Genomic DNA, 18,520 nt, shown 5'->3' with positions numbered 1-18,520 from the left:
AGGCCGTGCGGGAGGCCGCGGTGCGGGCGCTGCGCGACGGGCGCGGCAACCAGTACCCGCCGGGCCCCGGCGTCCCGGAGCTCCGCACGGCGATCGCCGGGCACCAGCTCGCGCGCTACGCCCTTTCGTACGACCCCGACCGCGAGGTCCTCGTGACGGCGGGCGCCACCGAGGCCATCGCGGCGTCGCTGCTCGCCCTCGTCGAGCCGGGCGACGAGGTCATCGCGCTGGAGCCCTACTACGACTCCTACGCCGCCTCGATCGCCCTCGCGGGCGGCACCCGGGTCCCCGTCACCCTGCGCCCCGACGAGGGCCGCTTCCGCCTGGACCTGGACGAGCTGCGCGACGCGGTCACCGACCGCACCCGGCTGCTCCTCCTGAACACCCCGCACAACCCGACCGGCACCGTCCTGACCCGCGCCGAGCTCACCGAGATCGCGCGGCTCGCCGTCGAGCGCGACCTGCTGGTCGTCACCGACGAGGTCTACGAACACCTCGTCTTCGACGACGCCGAGCACATCCCGCTCGCCTCCTTCCCCGGCATGCGCGAGCGCACGGTCAGCATCGGCTCGGCGGGCAAGACGTTCTCGTTCACCGGCTGGAAGGTCGGCTGGGTCACGGCGTCGCCGGAGCTGGTCTCGGCGGTCCGCTCGGCCAAGCAGTTCCTCACCTACGTCTCCTCGGGCCCCTTCCAGTACGCGGTGGCCGAGGCGCTCGCCCTGCCCGCCTCCTACTTCGACGACGTCCGCGCGGACCTGCGGGCCAAGCGGGACCTGCTGAGCGAGGGCCTGACGGCGGCGGGCTTCGACGTCTACCGCCCGGCGGGCACGTACTTCGTCACGACCGACATCACCCCGCTCGGGGAACGCGACGGCTTCGCCTTCTGCCGCGCCCTGCCGGAGCGGGCCGGTGTCGTCGCCATCCCGAACGCCGTCTTCTACGACCACCGGGACGCGGGCGCGCCCTTCGTGCGGTTCGCCTTCTGCAAGCGGACGTCCGTCCTGGAGGAGGCGGTGACCCGCCTCAAGTCGCTGGCGGGCTGACGTCCCCGGCGGCGCGACCGGAACGCCGAGAGCCCGGCGGGAGCGGACACGTCCGCTCCCGCCGGGCTCTTTCGCGCGTACGGACCCTCAGGCCTCGTCGTCGCCGGGCTTCTCGGTGGTCTCGCCCTCGGCGGAGTCGACCTCGGACTCCAGGCCCAGCTGCTCGACGAGCCAGCGGTCGAACTCGATCGCGGCGCGCACCCAGCTGACGGTCGACGAGACGAAGTGCTCCAGCGAGACGCCGGTGCCGATCAGCATCTGGGCCTCGCCGATGAGGCGGACCGTGCCGTCGTCGTGCGTGTGGCTGTAGACCTTGGGCCACAGCGTCCGGCGGTTCCAGTCGTCGATCGACTCGAGAAGCTGCTGCTTCTCCTCGATCTGGTGCGGCCGGTCATAGAACGTCCGCACCGAGAAGACCTGCTGGTCGCCCTCGCCACGGAACATGAAGTACGTACGGAACTCCTCCCACGGCGCCGCGAGGTCTCCCTCGTCGTCGACGACGTGCTTGAGCTCCATCTGGTCCAGGAGCTGCTTGACCAGGTCCTGGTCGGGGACGACGGGGCCCGCCGGTCCTGCGCCCTGCTGCGGTTCGGGCTGGCCCCCGAAATTCGGAATCGAGGACGGGTCGATGCTCACGTACTTTGTCCCTTCGTATGGATGGGCCCATCCTCTCTCAGGGTGGGGCCCCCGGGGCAAGCCCGGCCCCTCGACTACCGGATTTCTGCCGTCCGCCGACCGCGGACAGGCCTGGGCTGGTCGCGCAGTTCCCCGCGCCCCTGAGGGGCGCGGGGAACTGCGCGAGGACGGACCACTGCCCGCGGACGGGCACCGAGCGCCCCGGGCAGACGGGATGCCGCTACAGCGACTTGCCCGTCCCCGTGGGGGCGCCCGTCGCCGGGCCGACGATCAAGCCGTTCTCGAAGCGGTCGACGCGAACCGTGTCGCCGTCCTTCACCTCGCCCGCGAGGATCTCCCTCGCGAGCCGGTCGCCGATCGACGTCTGGATGAGGCGCCGCAGCGGCCGCGCCCCGTACGCCGGGTCGTTGCCCTCGTCCGCCAGCCAGGTCAGCGCCTCGGGCGTGACGTCCAGCGTGAGCCGCCGGTCCGCGAGCCGCTTGGCGAGGCGGTTGATCTGCAGCTCGGCGATGTGCGCCAGCTCGTCCCTGGTGAGCGCGGAGAAGACGACGAGGTCGTCGAGCCGGTTGAGGAACTCCGGCTTGAAGGAGGCTCGTACGACCTCCAGGACCTGCTGCTTCTTCTCCTCCTCGCTCGTCAGCGGCTCCACGAGGTACTGGCTGCCGAGGTTGGACGTGAGGATCAGGATGGTGTTGCGGAAGTCGACCGTCCGCCCCTGCCCGTCGGTCAGCCGCCCGTCGTCGAGCACCTGGAGCAGGACGTCGAAGACCTCCGGGTGCGCCTTCTCGACCTCGTCGAGCAGCACGACGCTGTACGGCCGCCGCCGGACCGCCTCGGTGAGCTGGCCGCCCTCCTCGTACCCGACGTACCCGGGCGGGGCGCCGACGAGCCGCGCGACGCTGTGCTTCTCGCCGTACTCGCTCATGTCGATGCGGACCATCGCCCGCTCGTCGTCGAAGAGGAAGTCCGCGAGGGCCTTCGCGAGCTCGGTCTTGCCGACACCGGTCGGACCGAGGAAGAGGAAGGAACCCGTGGGACGGTCGGGGTCGGCGATCCCGGCGCGCGTGCGCCGCACCGCGTCGGAGACGGCCCGCACGGCCTCGCCCTGCCCGATGAGCCGCTTGCCGAGCTCGTCCTCCATGCGCAGCAGCTTCTGCGTCTCGCCCTCCAGGAGCCGCCCGGCGGGGATCCCGGTCCAGGCGCCCACCACGTCGGCGATGTCGTCCGGCCCGACCTCCTCCTTGACCATGGTGTCCTTGGCCTGGGCGGCGGCCTCCTCCTCGGCCTCGGAGGCGGCTTCGAGGTCGCGCTCCAGGTCGGGGATCTCGCCGTACAGCAGCTTGCTGGCGGTGTCGAAGTCGCCGTCGCGCTGGGCGCGCTCGGCCTGGCCGCGCAGCTCGTCGAGCTTCTCCTTCAGCTCACCGACGCGGTTGAGGGACTGCTTCTCCTTCTCCCAGCGGGCGGTGAGGCCGCGCAGCTCCTCCTCCTTGTCGGCCAGGTCGCGCCGCAGCTTCTCCAGACGCTGCTTGCTCGCGGGGTCCGTCTCCTTGCTGAGGGCCAGCTCCTCCATCCGCAGGCGGTCGACGGCACGCTGCAGCTCGTCGATCTCCACGGGCGAGGAGTCGATCTCCATGCGGAGCCGGGACGCGGCCTCGTCGACGAGGTCGATGGCCTTGTCGGGCAGGAAGCGGGAGGTGATGTACCGGTCGGAGAGCGTCGCGGCCGCGACGAGCGCGCTGTCGGCGATCTGGACCTTGTGGTGGGCCTCGTACCGCCCCTTGAGCCCGCGGAGGATCGCGATGGAGTCCTCGACGCTCGGCTCGGCGACGAGGACCTGCTGGAAGCGGCGCTCCAGGGCCGGGTCCTTCTCGATCCGCTCGCGGTACTCGTCGAGCGTGGTCGCGCCGACCATCCGCAGCTCGCCGCGGGCGAGCATGGGCTTGAGCATGTTGCCCGCGTCCATGGCGGAGTCGCCGCCGGCGCCCGCTCCCACGACGGTGTGCAGCTCGTCGATGAAGGTGATGATCTGTCCGTCGCTCTCCTTGATCTCGGAGAGGACGGTCTTGAGGCGTTCCTCGAACTCGCCGCGGTACTTCGCACCGGCGACCATGGCGCCCAGGTCGAGCGAGACGAGCCGCTTGTTCTTCAGCGACTCGGGAACGTCCCCCTTCACGATGCGCTGGGCCAGGCCCTCGACGACGGCGGTCTTGCCGACGCCGGGCTCGCCGATGAGCACGGGGTTGTTCTTCGTACGCCGCGACAGCACCTGCACCACGCGCCGGATCTCCTGATCCCGCCCGATGACGGGGTCGAGCCTGCCCTCGCGGGCCGCGGCGGTGAAATCGGTGCCGAACTTCTCCAAGGCCTTGTACTGGCCCTCGGGGTCGGGTGTCGTCACCCGGCGCCCTCCCCTGGTCTTCTCGAATGCGTCCAGCAGCTTCCTGCTGCCGGCTCCGTGCTCGGTGAGTACGTCACCCGCCTTGCCGCCCTTGGCCGCGATGCCGATGAGCAGGTGCTCGGTCGACAGATAGTCGTCGCCGAGCTCCTTGGCGCGCTTGCCCGCGTCCGCGACGACGGCCAGCAGCTCGCGGTCGGGCTGCGGGGGCGCGACGGTGGACCCCGTCACGCTGGGCAGCGCGGCCAGCGCGCGCTCGGTGTCCGCGCGCACGGCGGCCTGGTCGGCGTCGACCGCCGCGAGCAGGTCGACGATGTTCTCGTTGTCCTGTCCCTCCAGCAGCGCGAGCAGCAGATGCGCGGGGGTCAGATCGGGGTGACCGTCCTTGACTGCACGGCTGGTGGCCGCGTTGATCGCGTCCCGGCTCCTGTTGGTCAGCTCGGCGTCCACGTGCGTTTCTCCTCCTTACAGGGGTCCAACCACTGTCACGGGTTACGGGGCCGACGGGTTCCCACCGCGGCTCCGCACCACGGGTCCCCCGCCAACACTGACTTACTCAACGTGCACAAAGTTGAGTCTATTCCACTCAAGAGAGGAGCGGGAAGTCCGGGCGGCTATGTTCCGTACCCATGGCACCCACGACCGCGAGCCGGACCGTCGACCTGTCCGATCCTCCCGAGCCCTACCTCAGCTTCTGGCGCGAACGGCGCGTCTGCACGTTGACGACCCTGCGCCCGGACGGCACGCCGCACGTGGTGCCGGTCGGCGTCACGTACGACCCGGAGGCGCAGGTCGCCCGGATCCTGGCCCGCAAGACGAGCCGCAAGGTCGTCCACATCCTGGCGGCGACGGGCACGGAGGGGCCCGGGGCGCGGGTGGCGGTCTGCCAGTTCGAGGGCCGGCGCTGGGCGACGCTGGAGGGAATCGCGGAGATACGGACGGATCCGGCGGAGATAGCGGAAGCGGAACGCCGCTACGAGGAGCGCTACGAGCGCCGCCCGTCCCCGAACCCGGACCGGGTCCTGATCGAGATCAGGCTGACGAAGGCACTGGGCAAGACTTGAGCACCCCGGCGCCGCCCCGTGACACACCACAGCGGCGCCACCGTGTTCAGGTCCACGGTGGCGCCGCTGCTGGGGGAAGTACCTGCGCGATTTACAACGACGGGGGAATCGCGTCAGGCACTGCGGGGGGTGGCTGTGATGTTGTCCGGGACGCTCACGGCGTCCGGGTCCTGCTGCTCCTGCTGCCCGACCATCTGGTGGTCGCGCCGGTCGAGATTGACGAAGACCATCCCGTACCGAATCGCGCACCGCACGGGCTGCGGAGCTCCTCTGGGCCTTCGCAGGCACCGGTAGGCCCTTATCTCCTCCTCGTCGTCACGGGTGACGACGATCGGCTCACCGAGCAAGGTCACCATCAACGAGTCGCCGCGGTGGGGGATCGCGGTCACAAGGTCGATGAAGTGCCATCCGGATCGATAGGCGGTGGCCATTTCCCGGCGGAAGGTGCGGTCGTCAGGAGGGGTGCTCATGCTGCAAGTACCCCCTCTGCCACAGAAGGCGCTGCACTGCTTTCAGCCGACTTGGCGCCCCAGACGATGTCGTCCTTCGAGACCGCCTTCGACTCCGAGGTCCAGACAATGTCCCCGTTCTTCGGGGAGGACCAGACGATGTCCTGCGTCACCGCCCCCGGCTCGGAGGCGGCCGCATCCGCATTCTCGGTTCCTGAGCCCAGACCAAGGCCACTGAACGCACTGATGGCCAACCCAACGGAGAAGGTACCGACAAGTACCGAGCGAAGCTTTCCCTTGCACATAGCGGGCTTCGTCCTCACTTCCATCGCGACTCTCCCCCGGCCTTCCAAGACGATGGCTCATTCAGCCATCCGAACACCACAGAAGAGATGCATCATGTTCCTGCACGTTCAGGACCCTGGGGGGTGGACGCATGACAACAAAAAGCACAATCGGGACACATCCGCACTCCGTGGTTGAACTATGCGCCGACGGCAAGCGTCTTTACGCCAGCGCCCTGCACTCCGGGCGGGTCCGCCGCAGCGAAGCGGAAGCCGCTCCCTGCCTGATGGAGTTCGCGCTCCTGCACCCGGACCCGGAAGACGCCGAGTGGCTGCGGCCGGCTTCGCCCACCGCCGTGCTCGCGCAGCGCCTCCATCCCATCGAGCGGGAGATCTTGCAGCGCAGGTCGCTCGCAATCGAACTGACCGATGCCTTTGAGCCATTCATGGCCATCAGTGCTTTGGACCGGCCGGCCGACCACGCCATCACCGTCCTGGAGGGCGCCACCCGGATCAACGCGGCCATCGACACCGCCACGGCCGAGTGCCAGTCCGAAATCCTCACGGTCCAGCCGGGTGGTGGCCGGAGCGAGGCCGTTCTCACCGAAGCCGTCCAGCGGAGCCAGGGCATCATCGAGCGCGGCATCACCATGCGCACCCTCTACCAGCACACCGCCCGGCACAGCCAGGGCACCATCGCCTATGCCGAGTACATGAGGCAAGGCAAGGTGGAGGTGCGCACGCTCGAAGAGCTCATAGAACGGCTGATGATCTTCGACCGGTCCGTCGCCTTCATCCCCGCGCAGGACGATCGCCAAGTAGCCCTGGAACTGCGCCACAGCGGACTCGTCGGGTATCTGGCAAAGGTCTTCGAACAGCTCTGGCGCCGCGCCTCCCCACTCCTCGACGAGGCGCCCTACGACCCCCCGACCGACGGGATCACCGGCGTCCAGCGCTCCATAGCCAAACTCCTCGTGGAGGGCCACGTCGACGAGGCGATAGCCCGGCGCCTGGGGATGAACGTCCGGACCTGCCGCGCCCACATCGCCAAGATCGCCGCCGCCCTCGGCAGCGGCAGCCGCGCCCAGCTCGGGTATCTCATCGCCCAGTCGGGGATCCTCGACCAGGACCGCCCGAAGTGACCCCCGAACCCCACTCCCACGGCCCCGACGAGCTGTGCGAGGCGGGTTCGGAGCTGTACGCGCGCGCCCTGCGCGAGACCCACGTGCCGCGCGCGGACGCCGGACAGGCGCCCTGCCTGCTCGGCTTCGGACTGCTGCACCCTGACCCGGACGCCCCGGACCGGCTCCGTCCCACCCCGCCCGCCGTCGCCCTGCCCCGCCTCCGCGCGGCCGTCCAGGAAGACATCGTCGACGAGCTGCACCGCGAGATCCGCCTGGCCGCGCGGTTCGAACCGCTGATGGCCATCGCACGCGGCGGCCGGACCCCTGACCCGGACCCGTCCGTCACCGTCCTGAACGGCTTCCCGCGCATCCAGCAGGCCGTCGCCGACGCGCTCGGCTCCTCTAGCCGGGAGTCGCTCGTCATCCAGCCGGGCGGCGTCCGGCTCGCCGAGGCACTCGCACAGTCGCACGCGCACGCGCAGGGCCTGCTCACCCGCGGTGGCCGCATGCGGACCCTCTACCAGCACACGAGCCGCCACTCGCTGCCCGTCCTCGCCTACTACGAACGGCTGCGGGGGGACGCGGAGGTCCGCACCCTGGACGAGGTGACCGAGCGGCTCTTCATCTTCGACCGGACCGTGGCGTTCATCCCGGCGAACAAGGACCGCAGCATGGCCCTCGAACTCCGGCACCCGGCCCTCGTCGAGTACCTCGTCACGATCTTCGAGCGCCTCTGGCGTCTGGCCACCCCGATGTTCCCGCAGACGGCCCAACTCCCGTCGGACAACGGCATCACCACCCGCCAGCACGCCATCGCGGGCCTCCTCGTCGAAGGCCTCACCGACGCCGACATAGCCGACCGCCTCGGCATGAACATCCGTACCGCCCGTGTCCACATCGCCAAGCTCGCCGCCACCCTCGGCAGCAACAGCCGCGCCCAACTCGGCTACCTCATCGGGCAGTCCGGAATGCTGATCCGAGACGACTGCGCATAGAATCACCGGCCCTTCAACCAACCCGGTAGGGAGCGCAGCGTGCCCGTGGAGCACATACCGCACGGAGTGGAGAACCTCTGCGAACCGGGGGCGGCCGTCTACGCCCGCGCCCTGCGCGAAGGCGGGGTCCGCAGCATCGACGCCGAAGCGGCGCCCTGCCTCATCGACTTCGGTCTGCTCCACCCCGGCCCCGACGACATGCGGTGGCTGCACCCGACCGCCCCGGCCGTGGCCCTGCCCCGGCTCCTGCGCACCATCGAGGAGCGGGTCGCCCGGCACCGCCGCCGCGACGCGAACCTCACCGCGGTGTTCGAGTCCTTCCTCGGGCTCGACGGTGTCGCCACGCCCGCCGGGGAGACCTCAGCCATCAGGGTCCTGCAGGGCATGCCCCGGATCGAGGCGGCCATCGAGCAGGCCATCGCCGAGGCGGGCCAGGAAGTGCTCGTCATCCAGCCGGGCGGCGTCCAGCCGCCGGAGACGCAGGAGCGGATCGACGCCCGTGAGCAGGAGATCCTGTCCCGCGGCGCCCGGCTGCGGAAGCTCCGCGTGCACACGACCCGCAACTCCCTCCCCACGCTCGCCCACTACGAACAGCTCGACGGCGACATCCAGGCCCGCACCCTGGACGAGGTCACCGAGAGCCTCTTCGTCTTCGACCGGGCCGTGGCCTTCATCCCGGCGAGCAAGGACGCCGCCATCGCCCTGGAGCTCCGCCATCCCGCCCTCGTCGAGTACTTCGCGACCACCTTCTGGCGGCTGTGGCGCCTGGCCACCCCCATGTGGCCGCAGGCCGCGCCCCAACCGGCGGAGACGGGCATCACCAGCCGCCAGCACGCCATCGCGGAACTCCTCGTCGAAGGCCTCACCGATGCCGAAATAGCCGACCGCCTCGGCATGAACGTACGCACCGCGCGCGTCCACATCGCGAAACTCGCCGCCACCCTCGGCAGCAACAGCCGGGCCCAACTCGGCTACCTCATCGGCCAGTCCGGAATCCTCGATCAGGGGCGCTGAGCCCCCGACCAGAAGCAGTCACTTCAGCTACGGCATCCGGCCCGGTCTCTCTCAGCCTGCATAGAATCGCGACGCTTCAACCAGGCAGGAGGGGGCTCGCATGGCCACGAAGCACTTACCGCACACCGTCGAAGAACTCTGTGAGACAGGACTTTCCGTCTACGCCCGCGCCCTGCGCGAGGGCCGGATCGACAACGGTGCCGCGGAACCGGCTCCCTGCCTCGTCGACCTGGGTCTCCTGCAGCCGGGCCGCGACGACCCGCGGTGGCTGCACCCCACAGCTTCCGCGCTGGCACTGCCCCGCCTGCTCCGGTCCATGGAGGACCGCGCCGAACCGCCGCACCGCCGTGAGCTGCGGCTCAACACCGCCTTCGAACCGTTCGCCGCCCTCGCCCCGCGCCTCGGCTCCGGCCCCGACGACACCCCGTCCATCACCGTCCTGGACGGCATCGCCCGCATCAACTCGGCCATCGACCGCGCCATGAACGAGGCGACCGAGGAGTTCCTCGCCGTCCAGCCCGGCGGCACCCGGCCGCCCGAGACGTTGGCCGAAGTCTTCCCCCGGGACCAGGCGATCCTCACCCGCGGCTGTCGCATGCGGACCCTTTACCAGCACACAACGCGCCATTCTCTGCCCGTGCTCGCCTACTTCGAACAGCTCGACGGAGACACCGAGGCACGCACCCTCGACGAGGTCACCGAGCGCCTCTTCGTCTTCGACCGGACCGTGGCCTTCATCCCCGCCAGCAAAGACCGCAGCATCGCCCTGGAGCTCCGCCACCCCGCCCTCGTCGAGTACTTCGCGACCACCTTCTGGCGCCTGTGGAGCCTGGCCACCCCCATGTGGCCGCAGGCGGCACCCCAACCGGCCGAGAACGGCATCACCACCCGTCAGCACGCCATCGCGGGCCTCCTGGTCGAGGGCCTCACCGACGCCGAGATCGCCGACCGCCTCGGCATGAACGTACGCACCGCGCGCGTTCACATCGCCAAGCTCGCCGCCACCCTCGGCAGCGGCAGCCGCGCCCAGCTCGGCTACCTCATCGGCCGGTCGGGAATCCTCGACCGGCCCTGACCGGCCGGGCGCGCCCCTCTCACACCCCCGCCGCCGCCACCCACTCCCGCAACAGCGCCTCCCGCTCCGCCGCCCGGGGCGACCCGCCCTCGTGGCGGCGGCCCCAGTCCGACATCGCGGTCAGGGTGGTGAGGAGCGAGCCCGCGCCCTCCGTGAGGCGGGCGAGGAGGTCGCGGGAGAGGTCGTACTCCGTGCGGGAGTAGCCGACGGCCGCCGCGGTGTACGCCGTCAGCGGCGTTTCGTCGCCCGTCTCGTCCGCCAGGCGGACCGTCATCGTCGGGGCTTCCTCGCCGCCGCCGAGGCCCACCGAGAGCACCATGTCGACCGCCGCGCCCACGTGCCGCTTCAGGGACTTCACCGGCACGTCGTCGATCGTCAGCGCGTGGACGTCCTCCCAGGGCCACATGCCGGACTGCTTGTCGCCGAGGGCCAGCACGCCCTCCGGGGTCAGCCGCACCCCGGGCGCGAGCCCGGCCGGCTTCGCGCCCACGTACACATCGCCCTCGGCGATCCAGAACAGCCCCACCATGGCCATGAACGGCTCCCCTCCCCGTGGGCCACGGGCCCACCCCTGTACAGCGACACAGGGCCGGGAGGTTGTCACCTCCCGGCCCTGTATCAGGGTACGAAACCTACTGCTCCGGCGACCTCTTCGGCCGCCACACCACCAGCGCGCTGGTCTGCTGCACGTCCTGGTAGGGGACGAGGTCGCGGCGGTACGAGGCGTGCACCGCCGCTTCGCGCTGCTGCATCGCGGCGGCGGCGCCGTCCACGGCCGCGGAGAGCTCCGCGACACGGGACTGCAACGCGGTGACCTGGTTCTCCAGCTCGATGATGCGTTTGATCCCGGCGAGGTTGATGCCCTCTTCCTGCGACAGCTGCTGGACGGTGCGCAGCAGCTCGATGTCGCGGGCGGAATAGCGTCGGCCGCGGCCCGCGGTGCGGTCCGGGGAGACCAGGCCGAGGCGGTCGTACTGCCGCAGGGTCTGCGGATGCAGACCGCTCAGCTGGGCTGCCACCGAGATGACGTACACCGGCGTCTCGTCGGTCAACTGGTACGGATTACGACGACGGCCGACCCTGTCCATGGGGTCACGCTCCCTTCGCGGCCTGGAACAGTTCTGCCCGCGGGTCGTCGCCCGCAGTCGCCTTGCGGTAGGACTCCAGGGCTTCCTTCGCCGACTCCGACAGGGAGGTCGGAACCGACACCTCCACCGTCACGAGCAGGTCGCCCCGGGTGCCGTCCTTGCGGACCGCGCCCTTGCCCCGGGCCCGCATGGTACGACCGTTCGGCGTGCCCGCGGGCAGTTTCAGGGTGACGGGCGGGCCGCCCAGGGTGGGCACCTTCACCTCGCCGCCGAGCGTCGCCTCGGGGTACGTCACCGGGACGGTGACCGTGAGGTTGTCGCCCTTGCGGCCGAAGACCGGGTGGGCGTCGACGTGCACGACCACGTACAGGTCACCGGCCGGGCCGCCCTGTTCACCAGGACTTCCCTTGCCGCGCAGCCTGATCCGCTGGCCGTCGCTGACGCCTGCCGGAATCCGCACCTGCATCGTGCGCGACGACTTGGCGCGGCCCGAGCCCTTGCAGACGTCGCAGGGGTTCTGGGCGATCAGCCCGCGCCCCTTGCAGTCCATGCACGGGTCGGTGAGGGAGAACCCTCCGCCGCCGCCCCGCGAGACCTGCCCCGTGCCGACGCAGGTCGGGCACACGCGCGGCGTGCCGTTCTTGTCGCCGGTGCCGGAGCACGCCTTGCAGGGCGCCTGGGAGGACATGCGGAGCGGCACCGTCGCGCCGTCCACCGCCTCCGTGAAGCTCAGCGTGACCTCGGACTCGATGTCCTGGCCTCGCCTGGGCTGGGTACGCGTACCCCCGCCGGGGCCTCCGCCCCGGTTGAACAGGCCCCCGAAGACGTCACCGAGGCCGCCCCCGAAGCCGCCGCCGGCCGCTCCACCGCCACCCGGGGCGTTGCCTCCGAAGAGGTCGCCCAGGTCGAAGTTGAACGAACCGCCGCCGCCTCCGGGACCCTGCCGGAATCCGCCGTTGCCGAAGAGAGCACGCGCTTCGTCGTACTCCTTGCGCTTCTTGGGGTCGCCGAGGACGTCGTTCGCCTCGGAGATCTCCTTGAAGCGCTCCTCCGCCTTGGTGTTGCCGGTGTTGGCGTCCGGGTGGTTCTCGCGTGCGAGCTTCCGGTACGCCTTCTTGATCTCGGCTTCGGTGGCGTCCTTGGGGACGCCGAGGACCTTGTAGTAGTCCTTCTCGATGAAGTCCTTGGTGCTCATCCCCGACGTCCCTCCTCACTCATGTCGTGACCGTCAGCCCTCGTCCGGGCCACCGGTCTCCTTCTCGTCCGCGGCCGCGTCCGGGGCGGAGTCCGCCGACTCCTCGCCCTTGACCGTCTGCGCGCCGGGCTGCGGCTCGGCGACGGCCACCCGCGCGGGGCGGATGGTGCGCTCGCCGATGCGGTACCCCGGCTGCAGGATCGCGACGCAGGTCGTCTCGGTGACGTCCGGTGCGTAGCTGTGCATCAGGGCTTCGTGGATCGTCGGGTCGAAGGGCTCGCCCTCCTTGCCGAACTGCTGCAGCCCCAGCTTGGCGACGACCGTCTCCATCGACTCGGCGACCGACTTGAAGCCGCCGACCAGCTCGCCGTGCTCCCGCGCGCGGCCGATGTCGTCGAGGGTGGGGAGGAGCTCGGAGAGGAGGTTCGCCGCGGCGATCTCCTTCACCGTCACCTTGTCCCGCTCCACCCGACGGCGGTAGTTCTGGTACTCGGCCTGGAGCCGCTGGAGGTCCGCGGTGCGCTCGTTGAGCGCGGTGCGCACCTGGTCCAGCTGGGCGGTCAGGCCGACATCCTGTGCGGACGTCTTGCTCGCTGCTGCGTCCCCGGCCGGGGCCGCCGCGCCCTCCTCGGTGGAGGGCTCGGCGGCCTTCGGCGCCGCGTCATCAGGGGTGGCGCCGGAGGGGACGTCGGGCTTCTCGGCGTTCTCGCCGAAGCCCGGGGTCTCCTCGGTCATCAGGCGGCGCCGCCCTTCGCGTCACCGGGCTTCTCGTCGTCGACGATCTCGGCGTCGACGACGCCGTCGTCCTCCTTGGGCTGCTCGGCACCGGGGGCAGCGCCCTCGGGACCGCCCGCGGCCTGCGCGCCCTGGGCGTCGGCGTACATGGCCTGGCCCAGCTTCTGCGAGACGGCGGCGACCTTCTCGGTGGCGGTGCGGATCTCGGCCGTGTCCTCGCCCTTGAGCTTTTCCTTCAGCTCGTTGACGGCTTCCTCGACCTCGGTCTTCACGTCACCGGGGACCTTTTCCTCGTTGTCCTTGAGGAACTTCTCGGTCTGGTAGACGAGCTGCTCGCCCTGGTTGCGGGACTCGGCGGCCTCGCGGCGGGCGTGGTCCTCGTCCGCGTACTTCTCGGCCTCTTCGCGCATCCGGTTGACCTCGTCCTTCGGCAGCGAGGAGCCACCGGTGACGGTCATCTTCTGCTCCTTGCCCGTGCCCAGGTCCTTCGCGGTCACGTGCATGATGCCGTTGGCGTCGATGTCGAAGGAGACCTCGATCTGCGGGACGCCGCGCGGGGCCGGCGGCAGGCCCGTGAGCTCGAACATGCCGAGCTTCTTGTTGTACGCCGCGATCTCGCGCTCGCCCTGGTAGACCTGGATCTGGACCGACGGCTGGTTGTCCTCGGCCGTCGTGAAGATCTCCGACCGCTTGGTCGGGATGGTCGTGTTGCGCTCGATGAGCTTCGTCATGATGCCGCCCTTGGTCTCGATGCCGAGGGACAGCGGGGTCACGTCGAGGAGCAGGACGTCCTTGACCTCACCCTTGAGGACACCGGCCTGGAGCGAGGCGCCGATGGCGACGACCTCGTCCGGGTTCACACCCTTGTTGGCGTCCTTGCCGCCGGTGAGCTCCTTGACGAGCTCGGCGACGGCGGGCATGCGGGTGGAGCCACCGACGAGAACGACGTGGTCGATCTCGGAGAGCTGGATGCCCGCGTCCTTGATGACGTTGTGGAACGGCGTCTTGCAGCGCTCCAGCAGGTCGGACGTGAGCTGCTGGAACTGGGCGCGCGTGAGCTTCTCGTCCAGGTGCAGCGGGCCCTCGGCGGACGCCGTGATGTACGGCAGGTTGATCGTGGTCTCCGTGGAGGAGGACAGCTCGATCTTGGCCTTCTCGGCCGCCTCGCGCAGGCGCTGGAGCGCCATCTTGTCCTTGCCCAGGTCCACGCCGTGGCCGTTGTTGAACTGCTTGACCAGGTAGTCGACGACGCGCTGGTCCCAGTCGTCGCCACCGAGGTGGTTGTCGCCGTTCGTGGCCTTCACCTCGACGACGCCGTCGCCGATCTCCAGGAGCGAGACGTCGAAGGTGCCGCCACCGAGGTCGAAGACCAGGATGGTCTGGTCGTCCTTGTCGAGGCCGTAGGCCAGGGCGGCGGCGGTGGGCTCGTTGACGATGCGCAGGACGTTCAGACCCGCGATCTCACCGGCCTCCTTGGTGGCCTGGCGCTCGGAGTCGTTGAAGTACGCCGGGACGGTGATGACCGCGTCCGCGACCTTCTCGCCCAGGTACGACTCGGCGTCGCGCTTCAGCTTCTGCAGGATGAACGCCGAGATCTGCTGGGGGTTGAACCCCTTGTCGTCGATGTCCACCTTCCAGTCGGTGCCCATGTGGCGCTTGACCGACCGGATGGTCCTGTCGACGTTCGTGACCGCCTGGCGCTTGGCGACCTCGCCGACGAGCACCTCGCCGTTCTTCGCGAAAGCGACGACGGACGGCGTGGTCCTGGCGCCTTCGGCGTTGGTGATGACGGTGGGCTCGCCGCCTTCGAGAACGCTGACGACGGAGTTAGTCGTGCCCAGGTCGATGCCGACCGCACGTGCCATTTCGGTTCCTCCAGATGTACTTCTTGAGTGGATCTGACTCAAGGATGCATGAGCGCTGCGCCGGCGTCAACAGATGTGAGTCGAGGGGACTCAACTCTTATCCCGCACTTACGCGCAGGTAGGAGCCCCTACCGGGGGTGGCGTCTGACTCTGCGGGCGCTTCGTGGCTTGTCGCGCAGTTCCCCGCGCCCCTGACGGGGCGCGCCACCCCGGCGACAGGCGGACACCGCGAAGGGTTGCCTGAGCGACGCAGATCACCGCCTTGCTGGCTACAGTGCGGCGGAGTAAGTGGGTAGTCTCAGACGGACTGCATAAGTTACCGCTTAGTAATAGTTCGCCTCGCAGGCCCGAGGAGCCCCCAAATGCAACTCGCCGCGATCATCGTGTCGCTGGTCCTAATCGCGGTCGGCGTCGCGCTGTTCGGCCGTGCCATCGTGCAGATCTACAAGTTCGTGCGGCTCGGACAGCCCGTGCCCGCCGGGCTCAGGACCGACAACCCCTTCCAGCGCACCGTCACCGTGGTCAAGGAGTTCCTCGGCCACACGCGCATGAACAGGTGGGGCATCGTCGGCTTCGCGCACTGGTTCGTGGCGGTGGGCTTCTTCTCGCTGCTGCTGACGATCGTCAACGCCATCGGCCAGCTCTTCCAGGCCGACTGGATGCTGCCGATCATCGGCGACTGGGCGCCGTACAACATGTTCGTCGAGTTCATCGGCACGATGACCGTGCTCGGCATCCTCACGCTGATCGTCATCCGGCAGCTGAACCGCCCCGACAAGCCGGGCCGCAAGTCCCGCTTCGCGGGCTCCAAGACCGGCCAGGCGTACTTCGTCGAGACCGTCATCCTCATCGTCGGCGTCTGCATCTTCACGCTGCACGCCCTCGAAGGAGCCCAGCACCACGTCGACGGCTACGAGGCCTCGTTCTTCATCTCGTACCCGTTCGTCTCCTGGTTCGGGGGGATGGACCTCTCCACCCTCCAGAACCTCACGTACTTCTTCGCCGGTCTGAAGATCGCGACCTCCTTCATCTGGATGATCGTGGTCAGCCTGAACACCAACATGGGCGTGGCCTGGCACCGCTTCCTGGCCTTCCCGAACATCTGGTTCAAGCGCGAGGCGGACGGCGGGACGGCCCTCGGCGAGCTGCAGCCCATGACGTCCGGCGGCAAGCCGATCGACTGGGAGGACCCGGGCGAGGACGACGTCTTCGGCGTCTCCCAGGTCGAGCAGTTCAGCTGGAAGGGCATCCTCGACTTCTCCACCTGCACCGAGTGCGGCCGCTGCCAGTCGCAGTGCCCGGCCTGGAACACCGGCAAGCCGCTCTCCCCCAAGCTCCTGATCATGTCGCTGCGCGACCACGCGCACGCCAAGGCGCCCTACCTGCTCGCCGGCGGCGGCAAGACGATGGAGGGCGAGGAGAAGGCGACCGAGGAGCAGCTCAAGGACGTGCCCGCCGCGGCCCTCGCGGAGGCCGAGCGCCCGCTCATCGGCACGCACGAAGAGAACGGCGTCATCGACCCGGACGTCCTGTGGTCCTGCACCACCTGCGGCGCCTGTGTCGAGCAGTGCCCGGTCGACATCGAGCACATCGACCACATCGTCGACATGCGCCGCTACCAGGTGATGATCGAGAGCGCGTTCCCGTCCGAGGCGGGCACGATGCTCAAGAACCTGGAGAAGAAGGGCAACCCCTGGGGCCTCGCCAAGAAGCAGCGCCTGGAGTGGACGAAGGAAGTCGACTTCGAGGTGCCGGTCGTCGGCAAGGACATCGAGGACCTCACCGAGGTCGAGTACCTCTACTGGGTCGGCTGTGCGGGTGCCCTCGAAGACCGCGCCAAGAAGACGACGAAGGCCTTCGCCGAGCTGCTCCACATCGCGGGCGTGAAGTTCGCGATCATGGGCGGCGACGAGAAGTGCACCGGTGACTCCGCCCGCCGCCTCGGCAACGAGCCGCTGTTCCAGCAGCTCGGCCAGGAGAACGTCGCCACGCTGAACATGGCGTTCGGTGAGTCCTTCGACGACGACGGCAACGTGGACGAGTCGACGAAGAAGCCGAAGACGGCGAAGAAGATCGTCGCCACCTGCCCGCACTGCCTCAACACGCTCGGCAACGAGTACCCGCAGCTCGGCGGCGACTACGAGGTCATCCACCACACGCAGCTGCTCCAGCACCTCATCGACGAGGGCAAGCTGATCCCGGTGACGCCGGTGGAGGGTCTGATCACGTACCACGACCCGTGCTACCTGGGCCGCCACAACAAGATCTACACGCCTCCGCGCGAGATCATCGGCAAGGTCCCCGGGCTGCGCAACGAGGAGATGCACCGCCACAAGGAGCGCGGCTTCTGCTGTGGCGCGGGTGGCGCGCGCATGTGGATGGAGGAGCGGATCGGCAAGCGCATCAACACGGAGCGGGTCGACGAGGCGCTGTCCCTCAACCCCGACATCGTCTCCACCGCGTGCCCGTTCTGCCTCGTCATGCTGACCGACTCGGTCAACGGCAAGAAGAACGACGGCCAGGCCAAGGAGTCCCTCCAGGTCGTGGACGTCGCGCAGCTCCTGCTCGACTCCGTGAAGACGCCGGTCGACCCGGCGGACGAGACGGAGTCCGCGGACGAGCCGGAGCCCGAGCCGGCGAAGTAGCCGCCGAGGCGCAGCGTTCCGAAGACCCCGTTCCCTCCTCGCGGAGGGGGCGGGGTCTTCCTCGTTCAGGCGGCCGCGGCCCCCGTCAGCTCGCACCACACGAGCCTCCCCCGGCATTCCTGGACCTGGCCGAGCTGGAGCATCACGCACACTCCAGGCACGTCATCGGTACCGCGCAAGTTCCCGCCCTGCTCCAGACCGCTGACTACGCCCGAGCGGTCTTCGCCTTCTGGCGCCCCGAGCTCCCGGACAGCGAGCTGACCCCACGAGTGGAACACCGACTACGCCGTGCGGCAGTACTCGAACGAGAGGCGCCGGCGCCGTACATCGCCGTCCTGCACGAAAGCGTGTTGCAGACCCGCGTCGCCGACCGTGACGTCAGCCGTACCCAACCAAGCGCAATCCTTCGCAAGTCAGAGATGCCGAACGTCACCGTGCGCGTGGTGCCTTTCGACGTCGACGGGTTCGCGGGTGCGGGAACCACGCTCTTCTACGCAGGCGGCCCCGTAGCCGCCCTGGACACCGTTCAGCGGGACGCACCGTACGGCTCATCCTTTATTGATGCCGAAGCCCAACTCATGTCCATGCGAACACTCTTCCGTGAGGTGGAGGGAATGGCCCTCGCGCCCGGCCCCTCGCAGGAGCTGATCCACCCCTTGCTGAAGGAGTTCTGAGCTGTGCCAGATTGGCAGAAATCCTCGTTCTCCGGAGGCGGTGACGGCAACGAGTGCATCGAGCTCGCCCGCGACGAAAGCAACCTGCTCCTCCGCGAGAGCGACGACCCCGACCACATACTCACCCTCGCCCCTCAAGCCCTCGCTGCCCTCCTCAGGGAGCTGGTGACTCCGTGAGTGGGCGCCACGGTTCGGGCTCCGGCAGGGCGGCGACTTCGGTGGGGCGGCGACTTTGATGG

Annotated in this window: 18 protein-coding genes; 9 read left to right on the top strand and 9 right to left on the bottom strand. The window is 69.4% G+C overall.

The genetic code is table 11. The annotated features are described in order from the left end of the window. Positions 1-1,043, top strand: a 1,043-nt coding sequence (locus AOK03_RS19220; protein WP_055566535.1) for a pyridoxal phosphate-dependent aminotransferase, incomplete at its 5' end; no start/stop codon positions are given. 87 nt (positions 1,044-1,130) lie between these two features. Here the strand turns inward: AOK03_RS19220 and AOK03_RS19215 are convergent. Next, positions 1,131-1,679, bottom strand: coding sequence for a YbjN domain-containing protein (locus tag AOK03_RS19215; protein WP_055566534.1), 549 nt, complete (start codon positions 1,677-1,679; stop codon positions 1,131-1,133). 220 nt (positions 1,680-1,899) lie between these two features. After that, on the bottom strand, positions 1,900-4,524 hold the full coding sequence (clpB, locus tag AOK03_RS19210; RefSeq protein ID WP_055566533.1) for an ATP-dependent chaperone ClpB: 2,625 nt from the start codon (positions 4,522-4,524) through the stop codon (positions 1,900-1,902). Positions 4,525-4,703: 179 nt separating this feature from the next. Here clpB and AOK03_RS19205 point away from each other — a divergent pair, with 179 nt between their 5' ends. After that, positions 4,704-5,138 carry a pyridoxamine 5'-phosphate oxidase family protein gene (locus AOK03_RS19205; protein WP_055566532.1) on the top strand — a complete coding sequence of 145 codons (435 nt, stop codon included), beginning with the start codon at positions 4,704-4,706 and terminating at the stop codon, positions 5,136-5,138. 113 nt (positions 5,139-5,251) lie between these two features. Here AOK03_RS19205 and AOK03_RS19200 read toward each other — a convergent pair whose 3' ends face one another. Then, complete coding sequence (locus AOK03_RS19200) at positions 5,252-5,608, bottom strand: Rieske (2Fe-2S) protein (protein ID WP_079074827.1); 357 nt, start codon at positions 5,606-5,608, stop codon at positions 5,252-5,254. Continuing rightward, positions 5,605-5,892, bottom strand: coding sequence for a hypothetical protein (locus AOK03_RS41000; RefSeq protein WP_157868998.1), 288 nt, complete (start codon positions 5,890-5,892; stop codon positions 5,605-5,607). Before AOK03_RS41000 ends, AOK03_RS19200 begins: the two co-directional genes overlap by 4 nt. Before the next feature lie 131 nt (positions 5,893-6,023). On the opposite strand from AOK03_RS41000, the gene AOK03_RS19195 reads away from it, so the two are divergent. The 4 genes from AOK03_RS19195 (at position 6,024) to AOK03_RS19180 (ending at position 10,079) form a co-directional block, all read left to right on the top strand. Then, entirely contained in the window at positions 6,024-7,013 is a 990-nt protein-coding gene (locus AOK03_RS19195) for a helix-turn-helix transcriptional regulator (RefSeq protein ID WP_079074825.1), read from the top strand. Continuing rightward, positions 7,010-7,990, top strand: coding sequence for a helix-turn-helix transcriptional regulator (locus AOK03_RS19190; RefSeq protein ID WP_055566529.1), 981 nt, complete (start codon positions 7,010-7,012; stop codon positions 7,988-7,990). Before AOK03_RS19195 ends, AOK03_RS19190 begins: the two co-directional genes overlap by 4 nt. Positions 7,991-8,029: 39 nt before the next feature. Beyond that, a complete protein-coding gene (locus tag AOK03_RS19185; RefSeq protein WP_055566528.1) occupies positions 8,030-9,004 on the top strand; it encodes a helix-turn-helix transcriptional regulator in 975 nt (324 codons plus the stop codon). A gap of 100 nt (positions 9,005-9,104) precedes the next feature. After that, positions 9,105-10,079 (top strand): helix-turn-helix transcriptional regulator, encoded by a 975-nt coding sequence (locus AOK03_RS19180; RefSeq protein WP_055566527.1) that lies wholly within the window; start codon positions 9,105-9,107, stop codon positions 10,077-10,079. Positions 10,080-10,098: 19 nt separating this feature from the next. Here AOK03_RS19180 and AOK03_RS19175 read toward each other — a convergent pair whose 3' ends face one another. The 5 genes from AOK03_RS19175 to dnaK form a co-directional block, all read right to left on the bottom strand. Then, positions 10,099-10,614: a hypothetical protein gene (locus AOK03_RS19175; RefSeq protein ID WP_055566526.1), complete on the bottom strand. Its 516-nt coding sequence runs from the start codon at positions 10,612-10,614 to the stop codon at positions 10,099-10,101. A gap of 97 nt (positions 10,615-10,711) precedes the next feature. Further along, positions 10,712-11,167, bottom strand: a complete 456-nt coding sequence (locus AOK03_RS19170; RefSeq protein ID WP_055566525.1) for a heat shock protein transcriptional repressor HspR — start codon at positions 11,165-11,167, stop codon at positions 10,712-10,714. A 4-nt stretch (positions 11,168-11,171) separates the two neighbouring features. Beyond that, the gene (gene dnaJ, locus AOK03_RS19165) at positions 11,172-12,362 is read right to left on the bottom strand and encodes a molecular chaperone DnaJ (protein WP_055566524.1); all 1,191 of its coding nucleotides are present in this window, start codon (positions 12,360-12,362) and stop codon (positions 11,172-11,174) included. A gap of 33 nt (positions 12,363-12,395) precedes the next feature. Beyond that, the gene (gene grpE, locus AOK03_RS19160; RefSeq protein ID WP_055566523.1) at positions 12,396-13,097 is read right to left on the bottom strand and encodes a nucleotide exchange factor GrpE; all 702 of its coding nucleotides are present in this window, start codon (positions 13,095-13,097) and stop codon (positions 12,396-12,398) included. Continuing rightward, positions 13,097-14,962 (bottom strand): molecular chaperone DnaK, encoded by a 1,866-nt coding sequence (gene dnaK / locus AOK03_RS19155; protein ID WP_055566522.1) that lies wholly within the window; start codon positions 14,960-14,962, stop codon positions 13,097-13,099. The genes grpE and dnaK overlap by 1 nt, the downstream gene beginning before the upstream one ends. A 362-nt stretch (positions 14,963-15,324) precedes the next feature. On the opposite strand from dnaK, the gene AOK03_RS19150 reads away from it, so the two are divergent. The 3 genes from AOK03_RS19150 (at position 15,325) to AOK03_RS19135 (ending at position 18,458) form a co-directional block, all read left to right on the top strand. Next, positions 15,325-17,607, top strand: a complete 2,283-nt coding sequence (locus AOK03_RS19150) for a (Fe-S)-binding protein (protein ID WP_055566521.1) — start codon at positions 15,325-15,327, stop codon at positions 17,605-17,607. Between the two features lie 119 nt (positions 17,608-17,726). Next, on the top strand, positions 17,727-18,281 hold the full coding sequence (locus AOK03_RS44100; protein WP_244177665.1) for a DUF5753 domain-containing protein: 555 nt from the start codon (positions 17,727-17,729) through the stop codon (positions 18,279-18,281). 3 nt (positions 18,282-18,284) lie between these two features. Further along, complete coding sequence (locus tag AOK03_RS19135; RefSeq protein ID WP_055566518.1) at positions 18,285-18,458, top strand: DUF397 domain-containing protein; 174 nt, start codon at positions 18,285-18,287, stop codon at positions 18,456-18,458. Positions 18,459-18,520: the final 62 nt, after the last annotated feature.

The organism is Streptomyces atriruber, from assembly GCF_001418325.1.
Lineage (GTDB): Bacteria > Actinomycetota > Actinomycetes > Streptomycetales > Streptomycetaceae > Streptomyces > Streptomyces atriruber.
This window is presented reverse-complemented; position numbering and strand designations above follow the sequence as displayed.

What these genes read in the sequence shown, in the direction of transcription:
- AOK03_RS19205 (WP_055566532.1), top strand. Translation starts at nt 4,704, where the DNA reads ATGGCACCCACGACCGCGAGCCGGACCGTCGACCTGTCCGATCCTCCC.
- AOK03_RS19200 (WP_079074827.1), bottom strand. Translation starts at nt 5,608, where the DNA reads ATGAGCACCCCTCCTGACGACCGCACCTTCCGCCGGGAAATGGCCACC.
- AOK03_RS41000 (WP_157868998.1), bottom strand. Translation starts at nt 5,892, where the DNA reads ATGTGCAAGGGAAAGCTTCGCTCGGTACTTGTCGGTACCTTCTCCGTT.
- AOK03_RS19195 (WP_079074825.1), top strand. Translation starts at nt 6,024, where the DNA reads ATGACAACAAAAAGCACAATCGGGACACATCCGCACTCCGTGGTTGAA.
- AOK03_RS19180 (WP_055566527.1), top strand. Translation starts at nt 9,105, where the DNA reads ATGGCCACGAAGCACTTACCGCACACCGTCGAAGAACTCTGTGAGACA.
- AOK03_RS19175 (WP_055566526.1), bottom strand. Translation starts at nt 10,614, where the DNA reads ATGGCCATGGTGGGGCTGTTCTGGATCGCCGAGGGCGATGTGTACGTG.
- AOK03_RS19170 (WP_055566525.1), bottom strand. Translation starts at nt 11,167, where the DNA reads ATGGACAGGGTCGGCCGTCGTCGTAATCCGTACCAGTTGACCGACGAG.
- dnaJ (WP_055566524.1), bottom strand. Translation starts at nt 12,362, where the DNA reads ATGAGCACCAAGGACTTCATCGAGAAGGACTACTACAAGGTCCTCGGC.
- grpE (WP_055566523.1), bottom strand. Translation starts at nt 13,097, where the DNA reads ATGACCGAGGAGACCCCGGGCTTCGGCGAGAACGCCGAGAAGCCCGAC.
- dnaK (WP_055566522.1), bottom strand. Translation starts at nt 14,962, where the DNA reads ATGGCACGTGCGGTCGGCATCGACCTGGGCACGACTAACTCCGTCGTC.
- AOK03_RS19150 (WP_055566521.1), top strand. Translation starts at nt 15,325, where the DNA reads ATGCAACTCGCCGCGATCATCGTGTCGCTGGTCCTAATCGCGGTCGGC.